Here is a 13187-nt window from a genome sequence, read left to right on the forward strand (position 1 = left end):
GCAGTGGCTTTACGACTTATGACGCGCTCTCCCCGGTGAGACGGCCTCTATTGCCACCGTCGCCCCTCGGAAGCGTTGGCTCCCGAAAGACTTGACGCCGTTACGGGCGCCAGGACCACACGCTTTCGCCGTACGCCTTTGCCGCGACCGTCAATCGCAACATCAGCGTCCACCGCAACCCGCCCCTCGTTGTGACGATGGCCAACGCCCCTCTGAGTGGGACGGGATGCGGAGGATGTAACCGGTGAGTCGGGGGTGGCGTCAAGATAAAATTCTGAAAATCGGAACACGATGTCGGCGGCAGCGCATCTCTCACCATTCGTCATGGCCGGGCTTGTCCCGGCCATCCACGAGTTGCTTCATTGCCGCAAGTAAAGACGTGGATGCCCGGGTCATCTAGCGCGAAGACGCGCTTCGCGCTTTAGCCCGGGCATGACGGGCTGAGAGATCACGGCCTCCTAGAAAGTCTAAACCGGCAACCCGTTCTTCTTCGCCAGTTCCTTCAGCGATACCTGCGGCCGGGCACCGATGTGCTGGATCACTTCGGCCGCCGCGAGCGCGCCGAGGCGGCCGGAATTTTCATGACCGGCGTTGCGGACGAGGCCGAACAGGAAACCGGCGGCGAACAGATCGCCGGCGCCTGTGGTGTCGACGAGTTTTTGAATCGGGAAGGCCGGCACCGCGACGACGCCGTCTTTCGACGCCACGACGCAGCCCTTCTCGCTGCGGGTGACGATGCCAAGTTTGGTGTCGGCGCGCAGCTGCTTCAGTGCGGCGTCGAAATCCGCCGTCTCGTACAGGGATTGCAGTTCGGCCTCGTTGGCGAACACGAGGTCGACCGTGCCCTTGCGCATCAGGTCGAGAAACTCGTCGCGGTAGCGGCCGACGCAGAACGAATCCGACAAAGTCAGTGCGACCTGACGGCCGGCGCCATGCGCGATGGTCGCGGCCTTGACGAAGGCTTCCTTGGCGTTTTTCGGATCCCAGAGATAGCCTTCGAGATAGATGATGCCGGACGCTTCGATCTGCGCCGCGTCGATATCGTCAGGCATGAGTTCCTGCGCCGCGCCGAGATAGGTGTTCATGGTGCGCTCGCCGTCCGGCGTCACCAGGATGTAGGAGCAGCCGGTGGCGGGGCCGCCGCTTGCGGCTTTGGTTTCGAACGCGACACCGGCGGCGCGGATGTCATGGGTATAGAGGCCACCGATCCGGTCGTCGCGAACCTTGCCGACATAGGCCGCACGCGCGCCGAGATTGGCGATGCCGACGATGGTGTTGGCAGCGGAGCCCCCGGACATTTCGGTGGCCGGGCCCATATCGGCGTAGATCGCCGTGGCGCGCGCCTCGTCGATCAGCGCCATGCCGCCCTTGGTCATGCCATGGCGGCCGAGAAAGGCATCGTCGGTCTGCACCAGCACGTCGAAAATCGCATTGCCGATCCCGAGAACGTCATATTTTGCGTCGGCCATCTCACCGTCCTGTTGCAGCCATCATGAAGGGCTGGGGCTATCACGGCCGGCGCAGGGCGTGAACCCATAAATGGCGTGAATCGATAGATTCAGATTGCCGGCCGACGTCCGCCTCGCGCGCAGGACCGACACAAGCCGGACACCACGCCAGGTCCGCTTTGCCACCATAAGGGCGCTATCGCAGCGGCATGACAAAGGTGAAGCGGGTTTCCTCAGCCGTCGACGTCACGTTAAGCGAACCCTCGTGGGCCTTTGCGATCTGCGACGCGATGTGGAGCCCAAGGCCAAGCCCCTGCCGGCTGGCACGAACCTCGCCGCGAAAGAATGGCTCAAACAGCTTCTCCATCGCGGCCTCGGGTATTGGCTCCCCGCCATTGGCGACCGACAATTTGAACAGCCCATCCTCCGTCACCGCGCGGACGCGCACCGGTTCATTGGTCGCGCCGTGGCTGAGCGCGTTTCCGACCAGATTGGAAACCAGCTGTCCAATCCGGATTCGATCGCAATTCACGGGAACGTCGATGGCATACTTGGCTTCGATCTGGCGTCCCGGCGACGACAGCCGCAGTTCATCGATCACCTGATGCAGCATCTGTTCCACGGGCGCGTTGGCATTGCGGTCCAGAATAATGCCCCCACCGAGCCGGCCTCGCGCAAAATCCAGCACGTTGTCGATCAGCCCGGCCATCCGCATCACGGTGGTCTCCAGCATCGCCAGGATCTGGTGCTGTTTCTCCGTTGTTGCATCCCGTCCCAGAATGCGCGCGCCGGCGCTGATCGACGCCAGCGGGTTGCGCAGGTCATGCCCCAGCACCGCGATGAACTGCTCGCGCAACTCCGAATTCTCGCGCTCGCGCGCAAGGCCCATAGCGGCCGTGTCGCGCGCTTCCAGAAGTCCCCGCTCATATAGCCTTCGATCGACGGCCTTGATCAGGGCAATCCGCGTGAACAGAGTTTTTCCGCCGGCGTCCCGGCCATCGGTGGCGCTCGCAATCATCTGCAGATGCTCGCCGGCCGCGGTCACCATGTCGATGGCGAACCCGTCGAAGAAACCCTGCATCCGCAACAGCGGCGCGATGTGGGTTTCGTAGTAGATGCGGCCCGCCATGTTGAGGAAGCCAGAGAACGGCTTGCCGATCATTTGATCTGAGGTGTGGCCGGTCCAGCCAAGAAGCGTCCGGTTCACCCGCGCGATACGGCCGTTGGTCAGCAGCGTGACATAGCCGCAAGGGGCGTTGTCGAACATGTCCTGGAAATCATCGATGCGGGGACTGTCCACCGCGCCGCTCAGACGAACGTCTTCATGGCGGCGATCACTTCATCAGGAGCGCTCAAATTGGGACAATGCCCGGTCGCCTCCAATATGATGAGTTCGCTGCCCGGAATTCCGCGGTGAACAAACTCTCCAACCTCCTTTGAGGCGATGACGTCCTCGCTGCATTGTAAGACCAGCGTTGGAATATCGACTTTGGCCAGATCGGCGCGATTGTCCGATTTGAACGTGACGCGGGCGAACGCCTTGGCGATTTCGGGATCGGTTCGGCAAAAGCTGTTGGTCAGCTCTTCGCCAAGTTCAGGGCGATCGGGATTGCCCATGATCGCCGGCGCCATCTGGGCCGACCATCCCATGTGGTTGGAATCAAGAAACTGCAGAAGTTCCTCGATCTGCTGTTCGCTGAATCCGCCGACGTAATGGTCATCGTCGATGTACCGGGCGGAAGGCCCGACCATGACAAGCTTGCCAAACATGCCGGGCGCCTTCTGCACCGCCAGCGCGCCGATCATGCTGCTCACGGAATGCCCGACAAAGACGGCATCCTTCAGGCCGAGTTCGCGACCGATCTCGACGACGTCGTCGGCATAACCGGCAAGCGTGGCATATTTCGATCTGTCGTAAGCCTTGAGGTCTGAGCCGCCCGCGCCGACGTGATCGAACAGCACGGTCTTGAAGTCCCCGGCGAACGTCGGCTCCACGAACCGCCACATGTTCTGGTCGCAGCCAAAACCGTGGGCGAACACCATCGCCTTCTCACCCGTCCCGCGGACGCGGACGTTATTTCGCGCAACGACGCTCATATCCTGCACCGGTCTGAGCCATTTAGCCGCGAGGCTAACACCATTGCTTCCGCGCGCACCACTCACTCCGGCGAACAGCCATCGAATGAGTTAGCGCTGGATTGCATGGAACCGGCAGACCCAAGACGATCGATGCTGTTGGACACCGGTGTCCGGATCGTCATCAGGTCAGCCACCCGGTCGCGAACGATACAACTTCAGATGGGCCGGCCGACGTCCGCTTGGAAGCACCGAACGGACTCAAAGCCGGACCCCAGCGCCATCGCCGCCGGCTTTCACGCCCGCCGGTGCTTGCACATGCACACCCCATTTGATCCAGTACGGCGAGCGCATCGGACCAGCGCAGGGAGCAATGAGTGGCGGCGCAGTTCAACATCGATGCCTATAGCGACGCGCTCGTCCTGCTGGGGACGGCCGGCATTGTCGTTCCCATGGTGCGCCGCTTTGGGCTTAGCCCCGTGCTCGGCTTTCTGGCCGCAGGCGCGCTGCTCGGCCCGCTCGGACTGGGCTCGCTGATCCACGCGCTCCCGTTATTGTACTGGCTTACCGTCGTCGATGCCAAGAACGTGGCCGGCATCGCCGAACTCGGCGTTGTCTTCCTGTTCTTTCTGATTGGCCTGGAGCTGACCTACGAACGTTTGAAGGCGATGCGCCGGCTGGTGTTCGGCCTCGGAAGCCTGCAGTTCATCCTGACGACGGCCGTAATCGCCGGCATCGCGGCCCTTTTCGGCAACCCATCCGCCGTATCGATCATCCTCGGCGCCTGCCTTGCGTTATCCTCGACCGCGATCGTCATCGAGGTCCTTTCCAACCAAGGCCGGCTTGGCACCACGGCAGGCCGAACCAGCTTCGCCATTCTGCTGGCGCAGGACCTCGCGGTGATTCCGGTCCTGGTCTTCATCTCCATCCTGGGCAAAGGCTCGAGCAGTTCGGTCATGGCCAGCCTCGCCCTCGCGCTGGTCAATGCCACCGTCGCCGTTGTCGCGATGGTCATCCTCGGACGTCTGTTGCTGCGGCCGCTGTTCCGGCTGGTCGCCGCCACCGGCGCCAGTGAATTGTTTGTCGCGGCCACCCTGTTCGTCATTATCGGGACCGGTGTCGCCGCCGCCGTGGCCGGCCTTTCCATGGCGCTGGGCGCCTTTATCGCGGGGTTGCTGCTCGCCGAGACGGAATTCCGCAAGGCCATCGAAACAACCATCGGCCCTTTCAAGGGACTGCTGCTTGGCTTCTTTTTCTTTACCGTCGGCATGAATATCGATGTGCGCGAAATCGCACGCGAACCATTCTGGCTCGTTGCCTCCGTCATCGGCCTGATCGGCATCAAAGCCATCCTGCTCGCCGGCCTCGCCCGGACCTTTCGACTGCCTTGGCATGCGGCGATCGAAACCGGTCTGCTGCTGGGCCCCGGCGGCGAGTTCGCCTTCGTCGGCATCGGCCTTGCCACCTCGCTCGGCCTGATCAGCGCCAATGTGTCGAGCTTCACCCTGGCGGTGACATCGATCACGATGGCGCTGATTCCGGTGCTGGCCCTGGTCGCACGGCGGCTGGCGCCGAAGTTTCGCGAGCTCAAGGCGCTCGATCCGGAACTGGGCATTGCGCCGAGTGGAGGCGCCGGACATGCCATCGTGATCGGGCACGGCCGGGTTGGCGAAGTCGTCTGCTCTCTGCTGGGCCGGCACAACTGTACCTACCTCGCCGTCGACAACGACGCCGACGCAGTCCCGGGCCACCGCAGGAGCGGGCGCGAGGTCTATTACGGTGACGCGACAGACCCGGAATTTCTGAAGAGCTGCGGCGTGATGGACGCAAAGGCGGTCATCGTAACGGTAGCCGCCAAGGCTGCGATCGACGAAATCGTCCGGCAGGTACGCGCGCTGAGAGCGGATATCGTTATCGTCTCGCGCGCCCGCGATGCCGACCATGCACGCCACCTTTACGAGATCGGCGTGACCGACGCCGTGCCCGAGACCATCGAAGCCAGCCTGCAACTGTCGGAGGCGGCGCTGATCGGACTGGAGCAGGCGATCGGACCGGTGATTGCCTCCATTCACGAGAAGCGCGATGAATTTCGACGCGAGCTGCAGCAGGCGGCTGCAAAGAGCCCCGCCGAAACCACGCGTGCGATCCGCCCGAAAAGCTTTCGATCGCCCAGGGCAGGACTTTAGCGACAGCATCGCCAGGTCCGCTTTGTTTCGTTCGCCGGGGCTAGCGCCAGCACCGCAAACCGCTGCTATAGAGCAGTCATGATCCGCTCCTTTCTCACGGTATCGACGGGAACGCTGGCCTCGCGCCTGCTCGGATTCGTGCGCGATTCACTGGTCGCCGCGCTGCTCGGCGCCGGCGCTGTCGCGGATGCGTTCCTGGCGGCCTTTCAACTGGTCAACGTGATCAGGCGCCTGCTTTCCGAAGGCGGGCTGAACGCGGCGCTGGTGCCGGCATGGCTGCGCGTGCGCGAGACCGGCGGTGCTGTGGCGGCGGCCGCATATGCGGGCCGCGTGCTCGGCACCGTCACGGCCGCCTTGTTCGTCGCCACGCTGCTGCTCGGATTGCTGATGCCGCTGGTGATCATGGCGCTGGCGCCGGGGTTTTCAGGCCATCAGACGCTGCAGCTCGCCGTCGACAATGCCCGCCTGATGCTGCCGTACCTCGCCTTTGCCGGGCCGGTGACCGTGATGATGGCGCTATTGAACGCGCAAGGCCGCTTTGCACTTACCGCGTTCTCGCCGCTGCTGTTCAATATCGCGTTGATCGCGGTCATGGCCGTGCTGCTGGCATCGCGGCCGGGTGCGGTGCTCGCCGCACAGATCCTCGCCGCCACCGTCGGCGTCGCCGGCCTGCTGCAGCTTTCCGTTCTGGTGCTGCGGCGTGGCGGCAACATCGCAACGCCGCTTCGGGTCTCGTTCGATGCGGAAATCCGCGACTTTCTCGGCAAGGCTATCCCCGGCATGATCGCGAGCAGCACGCCGCAATTATTGATGGTCGCGGGTGCGATCGTCGCATCGTCGTCGCCCTCGGCGGTGTCGTGGCTCTATTTCGCCAACCGCCTGGTCGAGCTGCCGCTCGGCATTGTCGGCGTCGCCATGGGCACGGTCCTGATTCCGGAAATGACGCGCGCGTTGCGCGGCGGCGATCCGGCCGCGGTCGCGCATGCGGAATCGCGCGGCCTCGAACTCGCGGTCGGGCTGGCCCTGCCGGCGATGCTGGGGCTGATCGTGCTGAGCGAGCCTGTCGTGCGCATGCTGTTCGAACACGGCGCCTTCACCGCAGTAGACACCACCGCGACATCTCGTGCGCTGATGTGGCTGGCGCTGGGGCTGCCCGCCAATGTGCTGGTGAAAGCGCTGTCGCCGGCGTTCTTTGCGCGCGAGGACACGCTGACGCCGCTACTCGCGACGCTTTGGGGCGTCGTCCTTGCCATCGTCCTTTCCGTCCTGCTCGGCCGTTGGTTCGGCGCCGGCGGCATCGCCGCCAGTCTCGCGATCGGGGCCTGGAGCACGGCCTTCAGCTTGATCGTAAGGGGCGGCGGAACGTTCGGATTTTCGATCGACGCCGCCGCACGGCGGCGGCTGCCCGGCATTCTCGCGGCTGCACTGGCGATGGGCGCGGCCTTGTGGCTGGCGACGCGGTTCACGCCGGCCCTCGCGCCTGATGCCCACGGCCTGGTGCAGGCGATCATCCTGCTCCTCCTGATTATCGCGGGTATTGCGATTTACGGCCTGTTTCTGCGGCTTTTCGGCATCACGGACTGGCGCCAAGCGGTTAAGGCGATCCGGCAGAACCAGCCCCGCGACTTGCGCGACTAAGGCTTGCGTGGCAAACGAGCGCGCCAAACCGACAATTCGCAGGAAGCATTACCATGGCCATGGTTGAACGGGTTTTTTCAGGCGTCCAGCCGACGGGCAATCTGCATCTCGGCAATTACCTCGGCGCGTTCGTCAACTTCGTGAAGCTGCAGGAAACGCACAACTGCATCTATTGCGTCGTCGACATGCACGCGATCACGCAAGGGGTCGACGTCTGGGGCGGTCCGGCCGAACTGACGCGCTGCACCCGCGAGGTGACCGCGGCCTTTATCGCCAGCGGCATCGATCCGAAAAAGCATATCGTATTCAACCAGAGCCAGGTCACCGGTCATGCCGAGCTCGCCTGGATCTTCAATTGCGTGGCGCGGATGGGCTGGCTCAACCGCATGACGCAGTTCAAGGACAAGGCCGGCAAGGATCGCGAGGCGGCCTCGGTCGGGCTGTACGATTATCCGGTGCTGATGGCCGCCGACATTCTGGTGTATCGCGCCACCCACGTGCCTGTCGGCGAGGACCAGAAGCAGCATCTCGAACTCTCCCGCGACATCGCGCAGAAGTTCAACAACGACTTCGGCGACTCGATCCGCGGCCATGGCTTCAACGACGGATTGTTCTTTCCGCTGCCGGAGCCCGTGATCACCGGGCCCGCGACGCGGGTGATGAGCCTGCGCGACGGCACCAAGAAAATGTCGAAGTCGGATTCGTCTGACAATTCGCGGATCAACCTCACCGACGATGCCGAGACCATCGCGGCGAAGATCCGCAAGGCCAAGACCGATCCGGAACCGTTGCCGTCGGAAGAAAAGGGGCTGGAAGGCCGCCCGGAGGCCGACAATCTCGTCGGCATCTATGCGGGGCTGTCGGGCCGCAGCAAAGCCGAGGTGCTGGCCGAGTTCGGCGGCGGACAGTTCTCCAACTTCAAAAACGCGCTGGTGGAACTTTGCGTCACCAAACTCGCGCCGATCGCCTCGGAAATGAAACGGCTGGTCGCCGACCCCGGCCACGTCGATTCGATCCTGATCGACGGCGCCGAGCGCGCCGAGGCGATCGCCGCCGAAACCATGAAGGCCGCCAAGGACATCGTCGGCTTCATCCGCAAGCGGTAGTATCCGGCGTGATCACAGGATTTGCGACGGCGCTTGTCTGACACGGCTGCGCCGTGGCAGCATGCGTCGGTTTGGCGCAGCACCGGGACATGCATGACCACCCAGCGACGAAGCTACGAGACGGGTCACAAGCCAAAATGTCTTGTCATCGTTGACGACACCGCGGAGTGGGACCGCGCGGTTTACTATGCCAGCCGCTGGGCGATCCGGGTCGGCGGCGGCGTGGTGATGCTGCGCATCATCGAAATCGAGGACCAGAACCAGCAATGGCTGGGGGTCGCCGACATCATGCGCGCCGAAGCCGAGGACGCTGCCAATGAGGCGCTCGACCGCGCCTCCGGCCGCGCCAACGGCATTGCCGCGATCACGCCGGAACGGGTGATTCGCGAGGGCAATCCGACCGAACAGATCCTCGACGTGATCGACAAGGACGTCGATATCTCGATGCTGGTGCTGGCGGCCAATCCGGGCGCCGAAGGCCCCGGCCCGCTGATCGCCCTGATCGCACAGGCCGCCGGCTCGTTCCCGATCCCGGTCACCATCGTTTCCGGCGACCTCAAGGACGCCGAAATCGACGCACTTTCCTGAGCGGAATTAAGGGAATAGGGGCTTGGAAGGGCTGCCCTGCGCCCCTTGATCGTGCGTTGGCCGTCGCCATCTGCTAAAGGGAAACCCACGCGCCGGCCTTGAACCGGCGACGCCGGAGAAATCAGATGTTTATCCAGACCGAAGCGACCCCTAACCCCGCCACCCTGAAATTCATTCCGGGCCGTACCGTGCTCGACACCGGCACGATGGAATTCTCCAACCGCGAAGCCGCCTCCCGCTCGCCGCTGGCCGAACGGCTGTTCGACGTGCAGGGCGTGAAAAGCGTGTTTTACGGTGCCGATTTCGTCACCGTGACCAAGGACGACAGCGACTGGCAGCATCTCAAGCCGGCAATCCTCGGCGCCATCATGGAACATTATATGTCCGGCGCGCCGCTGCTGGCCGACGGCACGGCCGGCAATGACGAGGCGCTCGACGAGGAAGACGAGTTCTTCAACGAGGCCGACGCCGACACGGTGGCGACCATCAAGGATTTGATCGAGACGCGGGTGCGCCCCGCGGTCGCCAATGACGGCGGCGACATCACCTTCCGCGGCTTCAAGGACGGCGTCGTCTATCTCAACATGAAGGGCTCCTGCGCCGGCTGCCCGTCCTCGACGGCAACCCTGCAGCACGGCATTCAGAACCTGCTCAAGCACTTCGTGCCGGACGTGGTCGAAGTCCGGCCGATGTAAGCCGGGCGTCGAAAATACGCGATTTGTCTCTACGTGATGCCCGGGCCCTCCCGGGCATTCACATTTTATGAGCTGCGACAAAGCCGTGGATGGCCGGGACATAGGCGAGCGGAAGCGACGCCGTCCTTCCGGACGGCTATGGCGAGCGGAAGCGACGCCGTCCTTCCGGACGGCTATGGCGAGTGGAAGCGACGCCGTCCTTCTGGACGGCTATGCCCGGCCATGACAGCAAGAACACCGCGCCTTTCATCGTGAAAAATGTTACCAATCGTCCATGTTAATCCTAGCCATCGATACCGCGCTTGATGCCTGCGCTGCGGCCGTGCTCGATACCGACACGACGAAGATCATCGCGCAGGAATCGCAGCCGATGAAGCGCGGCCACGCCGAAGCCCTGATGCCGCTGATCGCGCGGGTGATGAAAGCATCCGGCATCGCGTTCACGTCGCTCGACCGTGTCGCCGTGACCAAGGGGCCCGGCAGCTTTACCGGATTGCGTGTCGGCCTCTCGGCCGCCCGCGGCATTGCGCTGGCGGCCGGCAAGCCGGTGGTGGGATTGACGACGCTGACCGCCTACGCGGCGCCTTTCGTCGGCGAGAACAGCGAGCATCCGATCATTTCCGCGATCGATGCGCGCCACGATCATGTGTATTTCCAGGTTGTCAGCGGCGACGGTGGCTCGCTGGTCAAGCCGAAAGTGGCGCCGATATCGGAAGCACTCGACGCCTCCCGCTTCGGCGCGCCGCACCTGGTCGGCAACGCCGCCAAAATCCTCGCCGATCGCTGGCCGGCCAATGCGCCGCCGCCGTTCCGGGTCGACGCACAGCCGGCGCCCGACATCACCTGGGTAGCGTGGCTGGGCGCCGCCGTCAGCCCGGAGATGTCGCCGGCCAGTCCGTATTATCTGCGCGCGCCCGATGCCAAGCCGCCAAAGGACCCGCTGCCGCAAGCCTCACAGCCAACATCATAATGGCCGTGAAAATGGCTTTGGGATCCCTGATTTCCGAATGGTGGCGCGGCGGCACGCCGGTGATTGAGCCGGCCAGCCAGCGCGACGCGGCGCGGCTGGCGCAGCTGCATGGCGCCTCGTTTCACCGCGGCTGGGGTGAAGGCGAGTTCGAGGCGATGCTGTCCGAACGCAACACGCTGGTGCATCGCCTCCGGCAAGGGCGCAAGGTGATCGGCTTTGCCGTCTCGCGCATGGCCGCCGACGAAGCCGAAATATTGTCGATCGCGATCGATGCCGGCGAGCGCGGCCGCGGCCTGTCGCGCAATTTGCTGCTGACCCATCTTGGCCATCTCGCCGGCCGCGGCGTGCGTTCCATCTTCCTGGAAGTGGAAGAAAACAATCAGCCGGCGCGGCGGCTGTATGAATGGGCCGGATTCGGCGTCATTGGGCGCCGCGAGCGCTATTATCAGCAGCCCGGCGGGGAGCAATTGAACGCACTTCTGATGCGGCGCGACTTGTCGTAAACTGCGCGGGGTGGCAAAACACCCTGCCCTGTCTCCAAGGCCCGAGATCATGTCTATTCTGAAATCCCCGCCCGCGCACAAGAATACCGGTATCGAGGCACGCTGCGCCGCCACCGGCATGCGCATGACCGAGCAGCGCCGCGTCATCGCGCGGGTGCTGGCGGATTCGGTGGACCATCCCGACGTCGAGGAACTTTACCGGCGCTGCGTCGAGGTCGACGACAAGATCTCGATCTCGACCGTGTACCGCACCGTAAAGCTGTTCGAGGACGCCGGCATCATCGAACGGCATGATTTCCGCGAGGGCCGGGCGCGCTACGAGCAGATGCCCGACAGCCACCACGATCACCTGATCAACCTGCGCGACGGCAAGGTGATCGAATTCACCTCCGAAGAGATCGAGAAGCTGCAGGCCGAAATCGCCCGCAAGCTCGGCTACAAACTGGTCGATCACCGGCTCGAACTGTATTGCGTGCCGCTGGACGAAGATAAGTCGTAGTCATTTGAGCCCACAACTCATCATTTTCGATTGCGACGGCGTGCTGGTCGACAGCGAGGTCATTTCATGCCGCGCGCATGCGGAGACGCTGACGCGCCACGGCTATCCGATCACGGCGGACCAGGTGCTGCAGCGGTTCCTCGGCGTCTCCGATCGTGAGGCCCGCCTGACCGTCGAGGCCGAACTGGGTTGCAGTCTCCCGGACGATTTCGAAGCGCAGATGAAACAGGCCGCGCTGCAACGATATGCTGACGAGCTGGGAGCAATCCCCCATATCGGCGAAGCGATTGCCGCAATCGATCTTCCGAAATGCGTGGCATCGAGCGGTACGCCGGAGAAGATTCGCCATGGCCTCACCTGCGCCGGGCTCTACGATGTCCTTGCGGCCAACATCTTTTCCGCCACGCAGGTCACGCGCGGCAAGCCTGCCCCGGATCTGTTTCTGTATGCTGCCGAACAGATGCATATCCGGCCGGCGCAATGCCTTGTCATCGAGGACAGCGTTGCCGGCGTCACTGGCGCGCTTGCCGCCGGGATGACCGTGCTTGGCTTTCACGGCGGCAGCCATTGCGGCGCAGGTCACGCTGAATTGCTGCGCACCGCGGGCGCGGCCGTGACATTCGACGATATGCGGCAATTGCCCGATCTAATCGGGCGGATTGGTCCCGATCAGGCATAGTCATTCCGGGACGTGCGAAGCACGAACCGCATTCACGTTCCATCAATCGCCAAGGATGAAGCCGCGTGCAAACCTTGAACGCCAATCTCGATCTCATCATTTTCGATTGCGACGGCGTGCTGGTCGACAGCGAGGTGATCTCGTGCCGCGTTCATGCCGAGGTGCTGACGCGTCACGGCTATCCGATCACCGCCGAGCAGGTGCGTCAGCGATTTCTCGGGCGCACATCGCTCGATGCAACCACCGAAGTCGAGCGGGAACTCGGGCGGCCGTTGGCCGAAACGTACGAGCATGAACGGAAAACGACCTTGTTTGCAGCGCTCGCGGAGGCTGTTGAACCAATTCCGCATCTTCACGAGACGCTCGACGCCATCGACCTGCGCAAATGCGTCGCCTCCAGTGCCGTGCACGAAAAGATTTTCACGAGCCTGTCACGGGTGAAACTGTACGAGCGCTTTGCCCCTCATATTTTTTCGGGATCGCAGGTGCGCAACGGCAAGCCGGCACCGGATCTGTTTCTGCTCGCGGCGGGGCAGATGAATGTCCCGCCGGCGCGATGCCTCGTGATCGAGGACAGCGTGGCCGGCGTCACCGGGGGCCGGGCCGCCGGGATGACCGTGCTCGGCTTTCACGGCGGCAGCCATTGCCGTCCGGACACCGCGGATACCCTGCGCGCGGCGGGCGCCGCGGTCACTTTCGACGATATGCGGCAATTGCCCGATCTAATTGCGCGGATTGGGGCCGATTAGGCGTTTAACACCGCCATTCCGGGATGGTGCGCTAGCACCACACCCGGAAT

At 63.6% G+C, this 13187-nt stretch carries 13 protein-coding genes; 10 read left to right on the forward strand and 3 right to left on the reverse strand.

Annotated features, from left to right (window positions below):
* Nucleotides 1-467: 467 nt before the first annotated feature.
* From JQ611_RS20380 to JQ611_RS20390, 3 genes are all read right to left on the reverse strand, one after another.
* Nucleotides 468-1469: an adenosine kinase gene (locus JQ611_RS20380; RefSeq protein ID WP_212466407.1), complete on the reverse strand. Its 1002-nt coding sequence runs from the start codon at nt 1467-1469 to the stop codon at nt 468-470.
* Nucleotides 1470-1644: 175 nt separating this feature from the next.
* Complete coding sequence (locus JQ611_RS20385) at nt 1645-2715, reverse strand: HAMP domain-containing sensor histidine kinase (protein ID WP_212264214.1); 1071 nt, start codon at nt 2713-2715, stop codon at nt 1645-1647.
* Nucleotides 2716-2756: 41 nt separating this feature from the next.
* Nucleotides 2757-3545 carry an alpha/beta fold hydrolase gene (locus tag JQ611_RS20390; RefSeq protein ID WP_212264015.1) on the reverse strand — a complete coding sequence of 263 codons (789 nt, stop codon included), beginning with the start codon at nt 3543-3545 and terminating at the stop codon, nt 2757-2759.
* 356 nt (nt 3546-3901) lie between these two features.
* Between JQ611_RS20390 and JQ611_RS20395 the strand changes: the two genes are divergently transcribed.
* The 10 genes from JQ611_RS20395 to JQ611_RS20440 all read left to right on the forward strand — a co-directional run bounded on the left by JQ611_RS20395 (nt 3902) and on the right by JQ611_RS20440 (nt 13137).
* A complete protein-coding gene (locus JQ611_RS20395) occupies nt 3902-5710 on the forward strand; it encodes a cation:proton antiporter (RefSeq protein ID WP_212466408.1) in 1809 nt (602 codons plus the stop codon).
* Between the two features lie 78 nt (nt 5711-5788).
* Nucleotides 5789-7348, forward strand: coding sequence for a murein biosynthesis integral membrane protein MurJ (gene murJ / locus JQ611_RS20400; protein WP_212264017.1), 1560 nt, complete (start codon nt 5789-5791; stop codon nt 7346-7348).
* Between the two features lie 53 nt (nt 7349-7401).
* Nucleotides 7402-8454 (forward strand): tryptophan--tRNA ligase, encoded by a 1053-nt coding sequence (trpS, locus tag JQ611_RS20405; RefSeq protein WP_212264018.1) that lies wholly within the window; start codon nt 7402-7404, stop codon nt 8452-8454.
* Between the two features lie 93 nt (nt 8455-8547).
* Nucleotides 8548-9042, forward strand: coding sequence for a universal stress protein (locus tag JQ611_RS20410; protein ID WP_212264019.1), 495 nt, complete (start codon nt 8548-8550; stop codon nt 9040-9042).
* Nucleotides 9043-9167: 125 nt separating this feature from the next.
* The gene (locus JQ611_RS20415; protein ID WP_212264020.1) at nt 9168-9737 is read left to right on the forward strand and encodes a NifU family protein; all 570 of its coding nucleotides are present in this window, start codon (nt 9168-9170) and stop codon (nt 9735-9737) included.
* Between the two features lie 274 nt (nt 9738-10011).
* Entirely contained in the window at nt 10012-10707 is a 696-nt protein-coding gene (gene tsaB / locus JQ611_RS20420) for a tRNA (adenosine(37)-N6)-threonylcarbamoyltransferase complex dimerization subunit type 1 TsaB (protein ID WP_212466409.1), read from the forward strand.
* 11 nt (nt 10708-10718) lie between these two features.
* Nucleotides 10719-11210: a ribosomal protein S18-alanine N-acetyltransferase gene (rimI, locus tag JQ611_RS20425; RefSeq protein ID WP_212466410.1), complete on the forward strand. Its 492-nt coding sequence runs from the start codon at nt 10719-10721 to the stop codon at nt 11208-11210.
* A 49-nt stretch (nt 11211-11259) separates the two neighbouring features.
* On the forward strand, nt 11260-11709 hold the full coding sequence (locus tag JQ611_RS20430; RefSeq protein ID WP_212466411.1) for a Fur family transcriptional regulator: 450 nt from the start codon (nt 11260-11262) through the stop codon (nt 11707-11709).
* A 4-nt stretch (nt 11710-11713) separates the two neighbouring features.
* Nucleotides 11714-12388 carry an HAD family phosphatase gene (locus JQ611_RS20435; RefSeq protein ID WP_212466412.1) on the forward strand — a complete coding sequence of 225 codons (675 nt, stop codon included), beginning with the start codon at nt 11714-11716 and terminating at the stop codon, nt 12386-12388.
* Nucleotides 12389-12453: 65 nt separating this feature from the next.
* Nucleotides 12454-13137, forward strand: a complete 684-nt coding sequence (locus tag JQ611_RS20440; protein ID WP_312012069.1) for an HAD family hydrolase — start codon at nt 12454-12456, stop codon at nt 13135-13137.
* Nucleotides 13138-13187 lie beyond the last annotated feature (50 nt).

The sequence above is a fragment of the Bradyrhizobium sp. AUGA SZCCT0182 genome (genome assembly GCF_018130185.1).
Taxonomy (GTDB): Bacteria; Pseudomonadota; Alphaproteobacteria; order Rhizobiales; family Xanthobacteraceae; genus Bradyrhizobium.